A 15,216-nucleotide genomic window follows, 5' to 3' on the forward strand; every position below is an offset into this window, starting at 1 on the left:
TCAGCGGAGGGTGTTCCAGATGATGAGGGCCATCGCCCAGGTGAGAACAACGACTCCCCAGTCGCATCCTCTCCAGGGCTCGTCGGTCATCTCGGTGCGCCGTCGGTGGGCGCCGAAGGCACGTGAGTCCATGGACAGGGCGACGCGCTCGGCGTGCTGGATGGCCAGGATCATCAGCGGCAGGATGGAGCCGATCCAGCGGACCACGGGCGCGAGCATCCCCCAGCGGCCGCCGACCCCGCGCAGCGCCCTGGCGGTGCGCAGGAGGACGAAGTCGCCGTGGAAGCGGGTGATGAAGGCGATGGCCGCGGTCCCCGCCGCCCCGAGGCGGTAGGGCATGTGGAAGGTAGTGGTCAGGGTGCGGATGAGGGCCTCGGGGTCGGTGGAGACGCCCGAGACGAGGACCAGTGCGATGAGCGAGCCGATACCGGTCCCTCCCGTCACCGCGTCACCCAGGTCGTAGAGGCGCGCGGCCGTCTCCTGGTGGTGGACCCCGCTACTGAAGATCCACATCATGAGTGCGGTGACCACCCAGGGGGCGACCACCGAGGCCACAGTGCGTCTCAGGGAGGCGCGCGCGGCGACGATGAGGACCGAGGAGGTCAGCAGGACGCCCAGGTTGAGGTGATGGTTGCGCAGGGCGAAGACCATCACCATGACCGGTAGGACCGAGGCGAAGAGGGTCAAGGGGTTGAGCGAGGTGAACAGGCCTCGCCGTGGCTGGGGCCGGGGCGGTACCGGGGCGGGCTCGGGCAGACCGACGCGCGAGTCCGCTGCTCCGGTTCCGGCCGCCCCGGGCAGGGCGACGATGTGGGTGCAGTGCTCCAGGGCGAGCTCGAGGTCGTGGGTGGCCATGATGACCGTGCGCCCCTGGTGGCGCAGCTGGTCGATGAAGTCCATGAGCTCACAGGTGTTGTCCCAGTCCTGCCCGTAGGTGGGCTCGTCCAGGACGACGACGTCGCGCTCCTCGCTGACCATGGTGGCCACCGAGAGCCTGCGGGCCTGACCGCCCGAGAGGGTCAGGGGATGGTGGTTCCGGTGGGCGGTCAGGTGGAACTGCTCGAGGAGCTCACTGACCCGCTCCGGCGAGGTCCCTCCGACGGCGAGCTCCGCCCCGACGGTGGTGGCCACGAACTGGTGCTCGGGGTTCTGGAAGACGTATCCGACCAGGTGCTTGCCCTTGCCGACGTCCCGGCCGCCAACCATTGCCTTGTCGGCCCGTGAGCGGACGAGTCCGGCCAGGGCGGACAGGATCGAGGACTTGCCCGCGCCGTTGGGTCCGACCAGCGCCACGAGCTCGCCGCCGCCCAGGCGCAGGGACACCCGGGGGGCGCGCCCCGGGACCTCGAGGTCGACCAGCTCGACGCTGGTTCGGGGCTCTATCCGGGGGTGGCCGGCTACTACCTCGCGGGTGTCGATGGCCTCGACCTGCTGCCAGCTCTCAGCGGATTCCCGCACCTGTTTCTCCAGGTAGCGCACCTCGCCCTCGGCGCACAGGTCGGCGAGCCGGGGCACCCGGATTCCGGCCTCGGCACAGGTCAGCGCCGCCTCCGAGGCCTGCATCCCCGCGGGGAGGTCGTCGCCGGCCTCACGCAGAGCTCGGGGCATCCACACTCCGGCGTCGGTCAGCTCGCGGCGGTGGCTCATGAAGACCTCCCGCGGCGAGCCGACGGCGATGGTCCGCCCGTCGGCGTTGAGGGCCAGGACCTGATCGACGATGGGCAGCACCGGGTCGAGGTCGTGGTCGATGACGACGACCGCCGTCCCGGAGGTGGCCAGGGAGGAGATGAGGGTATAGAACTCGTCCCGGCCGGTGGCATCGATAGTGCTGGTCGGCTCGTCGAGCACGAGGAGCTGTGGGCGCATGGCCAGGGCGACGGCGAGCGCGAGCCGTTGACGCTGTCCGCCCGAGAGCGTCCAGGGATCGTCCCAGATGCGCTCGATGAGTCCCACCGCGCGCAGGGCCTGCTCGACCCGCGCGGTGATCTCCGACCTGGTCAGGCACAGGTTCTGCAGTGGGAAGGCGACGTCGTCGTGGACGGTGCGGGTGACGACGGCGGCGTCGGGGCTCTGGCCGACGTAGGCGACGGTCTGGGCCAGGTTCTGGACGGTGGCGTCGGCGACCTCGGTGCCGGCCAGTCTCAGGCTGCCGGCGTACTCCGAGGGCAGGCAGTGCGGGATGAGGCCGCACAGCGCGCGCACGAGGGTGGTCTTGCCGCAGCCCGAGGGGCCGATGACGGCGGTGACCTGAGCGCGCAGGTGGGTCAGGTCGACGGCATCCAGGACCCAGCTCTCGCGTCCGAGGTAGTGGACGCTCAGGCCCTCGATGCTCACCAGGGCCGATCCTTCCGGCCCGCCATGCGGCTGTTCCACCGCCGGCGCGTCGGACACGGCGGGCACTGTCTCAGGCACGGCTGGTCGTGCGGTGATCGATGCCGACGCCAGCGCGGTTGAGCAGTCGGGTCAGGACAATGGTGAGGCCGCCGCCGACCAGGGCCGAGACCACGGCGATGACGACACCGGCGCTCGCCGAGGCCATGCCCGCTGCGGCGCTCATGACGGAGACGTACATGATGCCGTTGAGCAGACCGAAGGTTGCCGCCGAGATGAGGAAGGACCACCAGGTCCACTTCCGGTAGAGCAGGATGGCCAGGGGCACCTCGACGAAAGCCCCGCCGATGAGGTTGCCGACGATGGCCGCGGGGCCGACCGGGGTGGTGAAGACGGACATGATGCCCATGAGAAGAGCCGCAATCATGACGGCGCCGGGGCGCCGCACAACGGTTGCGGGCAGCAGGTACGGCACGAGCCACAGTCCCATGATCGCGCAGCCCAGGAGAACTGCGTCTCGGGAGGCTCCCGCCGCCGGGGCCAGGTAGTTCAGAGGCACCAGGAGGATCATGGAGACGACCGCCAGGGCGGCGATCATCATGAGGTTGCGGGTTCCCAGGGCGGAGTCGGCCAGGCCTGAGCGCGATGAGGTGTGAACCGAGGGCCTGTCCTGCTCGGTGGCGGCCGGCGTGCGGTTGGTGGTGCTCATGCTTTCTCCTTGCGTGTTCTCACGAGTCACGGTGACCGCTCCGACGTCGTGCCGGAGCCCCGGGGCACGCCGCGTCAGGCGCGCCGGCGTGATGACCGCACATCTACTCCGCCCCCAGCCTGTTTTGCAAATCATTATCATTATTGACTCGCTCAGAGAAATGCTCGACCCGAGCTGTGCGACCGACACGTCGAACGAACCACCCCTCAGAAATGCCGTCCCGGAGGGCAACCCACCCCATCGGCTTTGGTGAGGCATACCTAAGTGTTTACTCCTTCTTGGGAGTTCACGCAAGGGTCGACCAGGCTCCGGGCCGTGAGGGAACACCCGGCCCCAGCCTTTGAAAGGACGGGAGAAACCGGTAGCGGACAGCACTGAAGGGCGGCGGGGCCCAGGCTCTCAGGAGTCTCAGCCCGGCGCACCCAGTCCACCGCGTCCCACAAGGTCGATGCGGTGCATCTCCTCGGGACGCAGGCGCCGCACCCGCTGGGTCAGGGCCTCGGCGGCCTCATGGGCCGTCTCCAGCGGATCCGGCAGATCCACTGGAGCAGTGGGCGGCGAGTCCAGGCGCAGGCTCTCCCAGGTCACCGAGAAGTCGGCGCCTACCTCCAGACAGGCCGCCACGAAGGCCCCCCGCAGGGCGGCGCGCGTGGCCGGGGGCGTCTGGCGGGCGCGCTCGATCTCCTCCGGATCGCACAGGTTCACCATGGCCCCCTGGGCGACCAGGCGCGGAACCAGTCCGGTCTCGGCGTTGAGGTCGTGGTAGGCCAGGTCCACCCGCGAGCGCAGGGTCTCCAGGGACTGGCCGCTCAGCTGGGGGTGGCGCTCGCGCTGGGCGCGCATGAGGCGACGCTTGATGGCCCAGTCGATCTCGGTGTCGATGGCGCTGTCGTCGTGGTGGCGCAGCGCGGAGATGACGCGTGGCGCCAAGTCGGTGAGCAGATGCTCGGCGCTGCGCAGGAAGTCCGGCACTCCGGCGTCGTCCAGGTAGGAGGTCAGCCGCTCCAGGAAGGCCTCCTGGATGTCGACGGCGCTCAGGCACCGGCCCTGGACGATGGTGGCGGGCACGTCCCCCCAGGGGCTCTCCCCCAGTGCGGACAGCGTGACCAGAGGGTCGGCCAGGATCAGGTCGGTGAAGTCCCAGCCGGCCTCAAGGGCGTCCAGGAGCAGCAGGGTCACAGCGCTGCGCAGGCCCGTTGTCGGCTCGGCCATGGTGGTGTCGGCGCAGGTGACGTGCAGGCGCCGCAGGCGGCTGGCGTCGGCGTGGGGCTCGTCGCGGGTGTTGACCAGGGCGCGCTGCCCGGTGGTGTCGGCCGAGGTCAGGGCCTGCAGGTGGGGGGCGCGCGGTGACAGACCCCAGGCGGACTCCTCCCCCGCACCGCGGCCGCCGTCGTTCGGCTCCGTCGGGCCGCCTGCCAGTGGGCGCCCGGAGCCGACCAGGACGGGACGCGTGGCCAGGAAGGAGGTGAGGACCGCCATGGTGGTCTCACTGCTGGCGCCGGATGCGCCGTCGGTGGCATCGAGCAGGCTGCGGGGCACCGAGTAGCTCTCGTGGCAGCCGTAGGTGTGGCCGGCGGAGTCGGTGTTGTTGGCCAGGAGGTGGAAGCGGACTGCGGTCCCCTCCTGGGAGAGGCCCGCGGCGGCGCGCTTGGCCATGTCGGCCAGGATCGCCCGGCCGGCCTGGTCCTGGGCGACGAGGTCGCGCACGCTCACGCACTCGGCGGTGGCGTACTCGGGGTGGGCACCGATGTCGAGGTAGAGGCGCCCGCCGTTGGGCAGGAAGAGGTTGGTGCTGCGGTAGCCGACCGGCCGGTGACGGAAGATGAGCGCCGCCGCCCGCTCGACATCCGGCAGGTCCTCTTTCGTCGCTTCCGACGGCCCCGCGGGGGCGCACAGGAGGCCGAACTCGGTCTCCAGGCCGGTGACGCGCGGCCCCGGGGCGCTGGTGCTCACTGGCCGCCCTTCTGGACGAAGCCGCGCACGAACTCCTGGGCGTCGACGGCCAGGACGTCGTCGATCATGTCCAGCACCGAGTCCAGGCCCTGGCCCCGGGCGGGGCCGGCGGGGGCGGGGGTCGGGTCGTCGTCGGGGGCGGGGTCGTCCTGGCGGCTGCGGGACGGCTGGGCGAACTCACTCATGTCTGCTCTCCTGACAGGGTGGCGGATGTGGTCACTGCTTCGGTGGCTCGCCCCGGGTCGCCGGGACGCTCGCCCGTGAGGCGAGAGAGGACCTCGACGACGTCGGCGGCGTCCTTGAGGACCGGCGCCGTGGCGGTGCGGGTGAAGGACAGGGTGTCGGTCAGGGGAAGGCGGCGCTGGGCCCTCTCACCGGTCTCCAGGACCATGGAGTGCCAACCGGCGGCGACCACCTGCCCGGGGAAGTCGCTCACGAGCCTACCCCTGAGCCAGGCCCGGGTCGTGGTGGGCGGCTGGCCGAGGGCCGTCTCCACCACCTCGTCGCTGAGCCCACCGCGTGCGTCGACGCCGGCGGGAACCCGCTCGGCCAGGCCCCTCCCGGCCGGGGAGAGCTCGGACCAGGCCAGGTCGACGGCGTGGAGGACGTCGTGTCCGCCGGCGCCGGGATGGCGGCGGGCGGTGGCGTCCAGGAGCTGCTTCTTGGCGACCCACTCCAGGTGCCCGGCCGCTCCTTGCGACTCCCCCGGCTCGTGGCCACCGGCGCACTGGGCCTGCAGCTCGCGCAGGGAGGCCAGTGAGGCCTCCCAGAAGGCGAGGATCGCGCCGGTCTCGGCGCCATCGGTGTCGGCGCCGTCGGCCAGCGCGGCCAGGTCCGGGCGCAGGGGGTCGTCTTGCGGCGCCGGCGCGGGGCGGCCGTGGTCCTTCAGGTGGCTGCGCACCGCCTGCAGGTAGTGCTCCAGGATCTCCAGGGCGCTCAGGCGCCGCCCGTCGTCCAGCTCCAGCGTGCCTTGAAGGCAGGTGTCGCGGGAGACCTCCCGGGCCTGGGCCACGGGGTCGGCCAGGCGCAGACGGCGCCAGGCGGCGGGGACGCCGTCGGCCAGCACCTGGAGGACGAGGGCGGTCATGCCGAGCTTGAGCCAGGCGATGGTGTCGAAGCAGTTGGCGTCGCCTGCCACCAGGTGAAGACGGCGCCAGCGCTGGGGGTCGGCGTGGGGCTCGTCGCGGGTGTTGACCAGGGGGCGGTCCACCGTGGTGCCCAGGCCGACGACCTTCTCCAGGTAGTCGGCCCGCTGACTGATCTGGAAGTCGGCGCCCTGGCCGACAGCGCCGGTGCCGACCCGGCCCGAGCCCACCAGGAGCGGGCGGACCACGAGCAGGGGGACCAGGGCCTGAACGAGGTCGTCGAAGTCGAGGGCGCGGGGCACGAGGTAGTTCTCATGGGTGCCGTAGGTGGCGCCCTTGCCGTCGACGTTGTTCTTGAACAGCCGGGCCTTCACCCCGCGCCGGCGCAGCCGCTCGGCTCCTCTGGCCACCAGGAGGTCCCCTGCCCGGTCGGCCAGGACGGCCTGTGCGGCACCGGTGCACTCGGGTGTGGCGTACTCGGGGTGACCGTGGTCCACGTAGAGGCGCCCGCCGGTGCCCACGCAAGTGGCGGTGCCGCGCTGCCAGGCCTCCTCCTGGGCGGTCAGGCGCACGACGGCGGTGGTGCGCACCCGTCCGGGGACGGGGGCCTCGACGGAGGCGGCTCCGGGGATGTCGGTGAGCATGGAGGGGTCGGCCGCGGCGCGGTCCATCTCGAAGCCGCGGGCGTCACGCAGGGGGTACTCCCCGGAGTAGTCCCAGCGCACGCCTCGGCTGCGCCCCGCCTCGCCCTCGGCCTCCAGGCAGGCGGCCACGACGTCCTCGGGCTCGGCCCCGAGGATGCCGTACTCGGTCTCCAGGCCCATGACCGTGACCTCACGGCCGGGGAACCGCTGGGTGCTCGCCGGCGCCACGGCTCTCACTCCTCCCGCGAGCGCTGGAGCACGCTCATGGAGACCACGGGGGTGCCGCGCCTCCCGCTGACGCGGGCCCAGTCGTCGGGGTGGACGGTGGCGGGCAGGCCCTCGTTCTCCATGATCTCCTCAATGACGGCGCGGCGCAGGTGCTCGGACGTCAGGCCGCGCCTGCCCTTGGTGACCAGGTCCTTGACGGCCGCCTTCTTGGCGCGGTCGACGATGTTGGCGAGCATGGCGCCGCTGACGAGGTCGGCGACGTGGAGGATCTCGATCTCCCCGTCGGCGCGGGTGAGCTCGACCATCTCGGTGGCGCGGCGACGGGTGTAGAGGGCATCGATCACCTGCTCGATGAGGGCATCCACCGCGCCCTGCGCGTCACCGTGTGCCGCCAGGAGCTCCTCGCTGATGGGGAGGTCGGGGGCCAGGTATGTCGCCAGGATCTCGGCGGCGCCGCGCCGGTCCGGCCGGCCGATGCGGATCTTGACGTCGAGGCGGCCCGGCCGCAGGATGGCCGGGTCGATCATGTCCTCGCGGTTGGTAGCACCGATGACCACGACGTTGTCGAGCTCGTCGACGCCGTCGATCTCGGCGAGCATCTGCGGGACGACGGTGGTCTCGACGTCCGAGGAGCGTCCGGACCCGCGGGTGCGGAACAGGGAGTCCATCTCGTCGAAGAAGACGACGACGGGCACGCCGGTGGCCGCCTTCTCCCGGGCGCGGGCGAAGATGACGCGGATGCGCCGCTCGGTCTCCCCCACGTACTTGTCCAGCAGCTGGGGGCCCTTGATGTTGAGGAAGTAGGCCTCGCCGCGCCCACCGGCCCCCAGGGAGGCGGCGACTGCCTTGGCGATGAGGGTCTTGCCGCATCCGGGCGGCCCGTAGAGCAGCACCCCGCGCGGCGGGGTGAGCCGGTGCTCGCGGTAGAGGTCGGGGTGGAGGAAGGGCAGCTCGACGGCGTCGCGGATGAGCTCGATCTGCTCGCCCAGTCCCCCGATGTCGCCGTACCCGACGTCGGGCACCTCCTCCAGGACGAGCTCCTCGACCTCGGAGCGCACCACGGGGCGCAGCGCCATGCGCACGGCCAGGTCGGCCACGAGGGCGTCGCCGACCCGGGGGCGGTGGTCGCTCAGGTTCTCCGAGAGGCTGAGGACCTGCTCCTCGTCGTGACGGGCCAGGACCAGGACGGTGCCGTCGTCGTAGGTCTCCTTGACGGTGACGACCTCCCCGAAGCGCGGTGACGGGCAGGTGGCGGTGATGACAAGGTGCTCGTTGAGGACGACGTCGTCACCGGGGTGGAGGGAGGAGGACACGACGCCGGGTCCCACGCCCACCCGGTGGCGCCGCCCGGCGATGGAGACGTCGGCGGTGCGTGCGGTGGCGTCCACGGCCAGGACGGTGGCGTGCGCCAGGGGCGGGAGCTGGAGGGCCTTGACGTCCTCGTGGAGGGCTGCCAGCTCCTGGCGCGCCGCCCTGAGGGCGTTGGCCAGATGGGTGTTCTTGCGGCTGAGGACGCCGGCGTGCTCGCTGAGCTCCCGCAGGCGGTCGGTGACGTCCTCTCCGGGCTGGCCGCCTGCCTGCGCTGACGGGGCCTGGGAGACGCCCGTCAGCGTCTGCGCCAATGGGTCCTTGTGCTCCACCGGTTCCTCATCCATGCGCGTCCTCCTCGACTGCGGCCCGGGGCCGCTGCGATCCCCTTCGATCCGTATTGGTACAAGCGTACCAATCCGCGTCCGTTTCGTAACCCGTATCCGTATCCACGAGTCATGCGGAGCGGCGTTAATGCCCGCCGACCTCACACCGCAGCCGGTCGAGGCCCTGGGCCACGCCGTGACAGAATCGACCCATGTCTGAGATCCCCACGAGCCACTCCGCTCCCCCGTCGTCATCCAGCCGTCTGCTGCCCTCCGAGCCCCACAGCCCGCGAGTGCCGGCCAAGGTGTCGACCGACGGCCTGGAGACCACCTGGGGCGAGCGCTGGGAGTCCGAGGGGACCTACGCCTTCGACCGCAGCGCCGAGCGCGCCGAGGTCTTCTCCATCGACACCCCGCCGCCGACGGTCTCCGGCTCCCTGCACGTGGGGCACGTCTTCTCCTACACCCACACCGACACCGTGGCCCGCTTCCAGCGCATGCGCGGCAAGGCGGTGTTCTACCCCATGGGCTGGGACGACAATGGCCTGCCCACTGAGCGCCGCGTCCAGAACTACTTCGGGGTGCGCTGCGACCCCTCCCTGCCCTACGACCCGGACTTCACTCCCCCGCACACCGGCGGGGAGGGCAAGTCGATCAAGGCCCGCGACCAGGTGCCGGTCTCGCGTCGCAACTTCGTCGAGCTGTGCGAGCGCCTCACGGTGGAGGACGAGAAGCAGTTCGAGGCCCTGTGGCGCCGCCTGGGCCTGAGCGTGGACTGGTCGCACACCTACCAGACCATCGGCGAGCGGGCCCGCAAGGTCGCCCAGACCGCCTTCCTGCACAACCTCGAGCGCGGGGAGGCCTACCAGGCCGCGGCGCCCGGTCTGTGGGACGTCACCTTCCAGACGGCGGTGGCTCAGGCCGAGCTGGAGTCGCGCGAGTACCCCGGCTTCTACCACCGCCTGGCCTTCCACATCGTCGATGAGGCCGCCGCCGCCAAGGCCGAGGCCGCCGGCGCCCCGGTGGAGAACGGCGTCGACGTGTGCATCGAGACCACCCGCCCCGAGCTGCTGCCCGCGTGCGTGGCCCTGGTGGCCCACCCCGACGACGAGCGCTACCAGCCCCTGTTCGGCACCACCGTGTCCTCCCCCGTCTTCGGCGTCGAGGTGCCGGTCCTGCCGCACCCGGCCGCGGAGAAGGACAAGGGCGCCGGCATCGCCATGTGCTGCACCTTCGGTGACACCACGGACATCGACTGGTGGCGCGACCTGCAGCTGCCGCTGCGAGCGATCCTTCGCAAGGACGGGCGCATCGAGACCGAGACCCCCGAGTGGATCACCTCCCAGTCCGGCCGCGAGATGTACGAGGCCATGGCCGGCAAGACCACCTTCTCGGCCCGCGAGGCCCTCGTGGCCCGCCTGGCGCAGACCGGTGAGATGCGCGGCGAGCCCGTCAAGACGGTGCGTCAGACCAACTTCTTCGAGAAGGGCGACAAGCCCCTGGAGATCGTCACCTCCCGCCAGTGGTACATCCGCAACGGCGGCAAGGAGTGGACGAACCCGGCCTCCGGCACCGACCTGCGCGAGGAGCTGCTCGCGCGCGGCCGCCAGCTGGAGTTCCACCCCGACTTCATGCGCGTGCGCTACGAGAACTGGGTGCGCGGCCTCAACAACGACTGGCTGGTCTCGCGTCAGCGCTTCTTCGGCGTCCCCTTCCCGCTGTGGTACCAGGTCGGGGCCGACGGCGAGGTCGACTACGACGCGATCCTGACGCCGGCCGAGTCCGAGCTGCCCGTGGACCCCTCCTCCGACGTCCCGGCCGGCTACACCGAGGACCAGCGCGGCGAGCCCGGTGGTTTCGTCGGCGAGCTCGACATCATGGACACCTGGGCCACTTCCTCCCTCTCTCCCCAGCTGGCCTCGGGCTGGCTGAGCGACGAGGACCTCTTCGGCCGGGTCTACCCGATGGACCTGCGCCCGCAGGGGCAGGACATCATCCGTACCTGGCTGTTCACCACGGTGGTGCGCGCGAACCTGGAGTTCGCGGCCCTGCCGTGGACGAATGCCGGCCTGTCGGGCTGGATCCTGGACTCCGACCACAAGAAGATGTCCAAGTCGAAGGGCAATGTCGTCACCCCCATGGGCCTGCTGGAGCAGTACGGCTCCGACGCCGTGCGCTACTGGGCCAGCTCGGCCCGCCTGGGCCTGGACGCGGCCTTCGAGGAGACCCAGATCAAGATCGGCCGTCGCCTGGCCATCAAGGTCCTCAACGCCTCCAAGTTCGCCCTGTCCATGGGGATCCCGTGGGACGCCGACGAGGCCACCGTGGCCGCGGCCCCCGTCCCCTGCCTGGACGCCTCGGTGGTCAGCGAGCCGATCGACCGCGCGGTCCTGGCGGCTCTGGCCGACGTCGTCGACGCCGCCACGGCGGCCTTCGAGGAGTTCGGTCACGCCCGGGCCCTGGAGGTCACCGAGTCCTTCTTCTGGACCTTCTGCGATGACTACATCGAGCTGGTCAAGGACCGGGCCAATGACTTCGACGGATCTCACGACGACGCCGCCGTCCGCTCGGCGCGGGCGACGCTGGCGATCGCCGTGGACACCTTCGTGCGCCTGCTGGCCCCCTTCCTGCCCTTCGCGACCGAGGAGGTGTGGAGCTGGTACCGCACCGGCTCGGTGCACCGGGCCGCCTGGCCGCAGTCCGATGGTCTGCGGGAGGCCTCCACCGGGGCCGACGCCGAGCTGGTGGCCCGTGCGGGAGTCGCCCTGGCGGCACTGCGCAAGGTGAAGTCGGAAGCCAAGACGAGTCAGAAGACACCGATCCTCTCAGTGGCGCTGGCCGTTGCTGCCGACCGGCCCGAGTACGCCGAGGCCATCGAGGCGGTGCGTGCGGACCTGACGGAGGCCGCCAAGGTGACTGGCACCTTCACTGTGGAGCAGGCCGCCCCGGCAGCCGACTCGGCTGAAGGCGCTTCCCCGGTGACCGTGACCGCCGCAGAGCTCGGCGAGGCCCCGGCCAAGAAGAAGTGAGCCGCGAGCACCCGGTCCTGTGACGAACGGTGGCGCCGTCTCCCTTGGGCGGCGCCACCGTCGTCGTCGATCTGCTCAGCGCTCCCTGACGACGGTCTCATACACTCGTCTCGATGACGATCAGCCTGAAGCCCCTGGATGCCGCCGACCGCGAGTCCTTCATCGCCGACCTGCAGGAGGCCTTCGAGCACTTCGTGGGCGACGCACGAGACTCATTCATCGACACATCCCTGCTCGAGGACGGAACCGTCAACCCCGCCGCCCCTCCGATCCTTCCGCGAGAGGACATTGAGGAGTCACTCAGCAGGTCCGATGCCCAGGCTCTACGCATCATTGAGGACGGCACTGCGGTCGGCGGCGTTATCCTCACAGTGGAGGGAGATCGCGGAGAGGTCGAGATTATCGCGATCAATGCGAGCGCGCACGGGCGCGGCATCGGCGCACGCGCATGGACCGCCATCGAGGAGGCGTACCCCGATGTGCGGGAGTGGGAGCTGGTGACCCCTTACTTCGAGGTGCGCAACATCCACTTCTACGTCAACAAGTGCGGTTTTCATATCGTGGAGTTCTTCAATGAGCATCACCCCGCCCCCTGTGCCCCGGGCATGGACAAGGACCTCTCCTTCCGCTTCGTCAAGTATGTGGGGCTCCCGGAGTAGGGGGACGCAATCCGTAGCGGCTCCGGCTATTCCTGATGGCGCGCCGTGGAGCCGCGGTCGGTGAGGACGGCGGGCATGAGCCCGCCGTGCTGGGCCGGATCCGGTTCTCCTCTGAGGCACCTGAGCAGGAGCGAGCCCGCCTCGACCCCCATGGCCTCCCGGTCTACGCTGAGCTCGCTGAAGGCCTCCCCGTGGCGGCCGCTGCCCTGGGTGATCCCGAGGGTGAGCACGGACAGGTCGGCGGGAACGGACAGCCCGTGGGCCTGCGCCGCGCAGGCCAGTCCCACCACGGCGGCGGGGTTGTTGGACAGGACGGCGCTGCAACCCTCGATGAGGCCGCCGGCTCCCAGGATCTCGGCGCCGGCCAGCGCCGCTTCCGGCACCTGGCGCACCAGGACCTCCACCCCCAGCTCCTGGGCGGCGCGCAGGAGCTCGCGGGCCTGGTCCTGGCGGGCGTGAGCGTCATCGGATGCGGTCTCCCGCATGAGCGCGACGATGCGACGGTGCCCGAGTTCGGACAGGTGCTCCACGCCGGTGCGGGCCATCTGAGCGAAGTTCGCGTCAATGCCGGGCGCCCCACCGGCGCGATCCGAGGATCCGATGAGGACGGTGGGGACCTTCTCCTCCAGCAGCATCGCCTCGCGCTCATCGCCGTCGGCCACGTCCATGAGAACCACTCCGCCCAGGGCGCCGGAGCGCACGAGCGAGCGCAGCTCGATCAGCGGCGCCGAGGAGGTCATGACCGGGATGACGACCTGGATTCCGCTGGGCGTCAGTGCGCGACGCACACCATCGACGTAGTCCAGGTCGTTGGCGTCAATGGTGGAACGCTGGCGCCGAAAGAGGACTCCCACGGTGCGCAGCACCCGCGAGGCCAGTGAGCGGGCGGCGGTGTTGGGGTGGTAGTCGAGCTCGCGCACGGCCCGCATGACCCGCTCCCGCGTGCTCGAGCTCGTCGAGCGCTGACCGCTCAGGACGTAGGTGACGGTCGAGGGCGACACCCCCGCCGCCCGGGCCACGTCAGCGCGGGTCGCCGCCATCGGTTCCTCCGGCGGAGGCATCCAGCCAGCAGGCGCCGTTGGATGGTACGACGACGGCGCACGCAGTGTTCACGGCGTCCCCAGCCTCCGCCCCGTCCACCTCGGTCCGGTGCCAGGAGGTGAAGAGGGGCCTGCCGGCCCCCTCGATCGCCACCGGCTGCTCGGTAGTGTTGAGGACGATCCCGGTGGTGCCGTTGCGCAGGTGCAGGACCCCAGGCTCGCTATCCAGCCACTCCACTGACCCGCGCCCGAGTCGGAGCTCACGGCGCAGGGCGATGGCCCGCCGGTACAGGGTGAGGGTGGAGTCCTCGCGTCCCTCCTGGGCCTGGGGCGAGTACTCGCCCCAGCCCTCGGGTTGGGGCAGCCAGGTGCGGCCGGTGGCGTTGTAGCCGTAGGAGGCCCCGTCCCGCGTCCAGGGCAGGGGGACCCGGCAGCCGTCGCGCCCCGGGATGAGGTGGTTGGTGCGCTCCCACAGGGGGTCCTGGCGGGCCTCGTCCTCCATGGTGGTGTGCTCGGGCAGTCCGAGCTCCTCGCCCTGGTAGAGGTAGGCGCTGCCGGGCAGTCCCAGCATGAACAGGGTGGCGGCGCGCGCTCGGGCCAGGCCGAGCTCGGCGTCGGGCTGGGGGTCCTTGGGGCCGATCCCGGGGTCGGTGTCCATGTCGGCGGGGTAGGCCAGGCGGGAGGCGTGGCGCACGACGTCGTGGTTGGACAGCACCCAGGTGGCGGGCGCCCCCACGGCGCCGTACTCGCTCAGGGAGACGTCGATGACACGGCGCAGCGCGTCGGCGTCCCATCCGGCGCCCAGGAAGGGGAAGTTGAAGGCCTGGCTCATCTCGTCGGCGCGCACGTACTGGGCGGCATCAGCCTCCGTGGGCACCCAGGCCTCGGCGACCAGGAGGATGTCCTCGCCGATCTCGTCCAGGACACGGCGCCACTCGCGGTAGATGTCGTGGACCCCGGGCTGGTTGAAGGCCGGTCCGACATCGGGCAGCTTCTCGTGGGCCGCGTCCTCATCCGGGGAGCCTGCGACGTTCCACCGGTCGGGGCCGAGGTCGTCGTCGGGCAGACCCTCGGCCTTGACCAGACCGTGGGCGACGTCCACGCGGAAGCCCTCGACACCACGCTCCACCCAGAAGCGCAGGAAGGTGCGGAAGTGCTCGTGGACGTCCGCGTTGGACCAGTTGAAGTCGGGTTGCTCGGCTGCGAACAGGTGGAGGTAGTACCAGCCCCGGTCCTCGCTACGGCCGGTGAGCGGCTCCACCGGCTGCCAGGCCGGCCCGCCGAAGAGCGAGCCCCAGTTGTTCGGTGCGCCGTCGTCGCTGTGGCGGAAGATGTAGCGGTCACGCTCGGGAGACCCCGGCCCCGCCTCCAAGGCGGCGCGGAACCAGGCGTGCTGGTCGGAGGAGTGGTTGGGGACCAGGTCGACGATGACGCGGATGCCGGCCTCGTGGAGGTCGGCGATGAGGGCGTCGAGGTCCTGCAGGGAGCCGTACTCGGGGGCCAGATCGAAGTAGTCCGAGACGTCGTAGCCGGCGTCGACCTGGGGCGAGGGGTAGAAGGGCGACAGCCACACGGCGTCCACACCGAGCGCCACCAGGTGGTCGACGTGCTCCCGGATCCCCTGGATATCGCCGATACCGTCGCCGTTGGCGTCGGCGAAGGAGCGCGGGTAGATCTGGTAGATGACGGCATCGCGCCACCAGGCGTCGGTGTCGGTGCGCGGCAGGAGGTCCTGCGGGCGAGCACTGGTCAAGGTCATGAACAGGTCCTGGTCGGGCCGCGGCGCTGCGGCCGGGTGAATGGAGACATGGAAACAAGGGAGGGTGGGGTGGAGGCTGGAGGCATCCAGCCTAGTCCCGAACGCTCTCTGTGGGGCGGCAGCGCGGTGGCGGTGCCGCCCCACA

General features: G+C 71.0%; 10 protein-coding genes. 2 read left to right on the forward strand and 8 right to left on the reverse strand.

Translation table 11 applies throughout. The features are described from left to right. From HMPREF9058_RS09245 to arc, 6 genes are all read right to left on the reverse strand, one after another. Window positions 1-2,334, reverse strand: coding sequence for an ATP-binding cassette domain-containing protein (locus HMPREF9058_RS09245; protein WP_009747881.1), 2,334 nt, complete (start codon window positions 2,332-2,334; stop codon window positions 1-3). Between the two features lie 70 nt (window positions 2,335-2,404). Next, the gene (locus HMPREF9058_RS09250; protein WP_009407117.1) at window positions 2,405-3,040 is read right to left on the reverse strand and encodes an ECF transporter S component; all 636 of its coding nucleotides are present in this window, start codon (window positions 3,038-3,040) and stop codon (window positions 2,405-2,407) included. 408 nt (window positions 3,041-3,448) lie between these two features. After that, window positions 3,449-4,993, reverse strand: a complete 1,545-nt coding sequence (locus tag HMPREF9058_RS09255) for a proteasome accessory factor PafA2 family protein (protein ID WP_009406976.1) — start codon at window positions 4,991-4,993, stop codon at window positions 3,449-3,451. Then, window positions 4,990-5,178: a ubiquitin-like protein Pup gene (locus HMPREF9058_RS09260; RefSeq protein WP_003786115.1), complete on the reverse strand. Its 189-nt coding sequence runs from the start codon at window positions 5,176-5,178 to the stop codon at window positions 4,990-4,992. Before HMPREF9058_RS09260 ends, HMPREF9058_RS09255 begins: the two co-directional genes overlap by 4 nt. Next, on the reverse strand, window positions 5,175-6,950 hold the full coding sequence (locus tag HMPREF9058_RS09265; protein ID WP_009407023.1) for a proteasome accessory factor PafA2 family protein: 1,776 nt from the start codon (window positions 6,948-6,950) through the stop codon (window positions 5,175-5,177). Before HMPREF9058_RS09265 ends, HMPREF9058_RS09260 begins: the two co-directional genes overlap by 4 nt. A 5-nt stretch (window positions 6,951-6,955) precedes the next feature. After that, on the reverse strand, window positions 6,956-8,605 hold the full coding sequence (gene arc, locus HMPREF9058_RS09270) for a proteasome ATPase (protein WP_009407328.1): 1,650 nt from the start codon (window positions 8,603-8,605) through the stop codon (window positions 6,956-6,958). Window positions 8,606-8,796: 191 nt separating this feature from the next. On the opposite strand from arc, the gene valS reads away from it, so the two are divergent. Both valS and HMPREF9058_RS09280 read left to right on the forward strand, forming a co-directional pair. Further along, window positions 8,797-11,613, forward strand: coding sequence for a valine--tRNA ligase (gene valS, locus HMPREF9058_RS09275; RefSeq protein ID WP_009407209.1), 2,817 nt, complete (start codon window positions 8,797-8,799; stop codon window positions 11,611-11,613). 113 nt (window positions 11,614-11,726) lie between these two features. After that, window positions 11,727-12,272: a GNAT family N-acetyltransferase gene (locus HMPREF9058_RS09280; protein WP_009407214.1), complete on the forward strand. Its 546-nt coding sequence runs from the start codon at window positions 11,727-11,729 to the stop codon at window positions 12,270-12,272. Between the two features lie 26 nt (window positions 12,273-12,298). On the opposite strand, the gene HMPREF9058_RS09285 is transcribed toward HMPREF9058_RS09280, so the two are convergent. After that, window positions 12,299-13,312, reverse strand: a complete 1,014-nt coding sequence (locus HMPREF9058_RS09285; protein WP_009407135.1) for a LacI family DNA-binding transcriptional regulator — start codon at window positions 13,310-13,312, stop codon at window positions 12,299-12,301. Then, window positions 13,293-15,071 carry a glycoside hydrolase family 13 protein gene (locus HMPREF9058_RS09290; protein WP_009407025.1) on the reverse strand — a complete coding sequence of 593 codons (1,779 nt, stop codon included), beginning with the start codon at window positions 15,069-15,071 and terminating at the stop codon, window positions 13,293-13,295. Before HMPREF9058_RS09290 ends, HMPREF9058_RS09285 begins: the two co-directional genes overlap by 20 nt. Between the last annotated feature and the right edge of the window lie 145 nt (window positions 15,072-15,216).

The organism is Actinomyces sp. oral taxon 175 str. F0384 (assembly GCF_000223355.1).
GTDB classification, from domain to species: domain Bacteria; phylum Actinomycetota; class Actinomycetes; order Actinomycetales; family Actinomycetaceae; genus Actinomyces; species Actinomyces oris.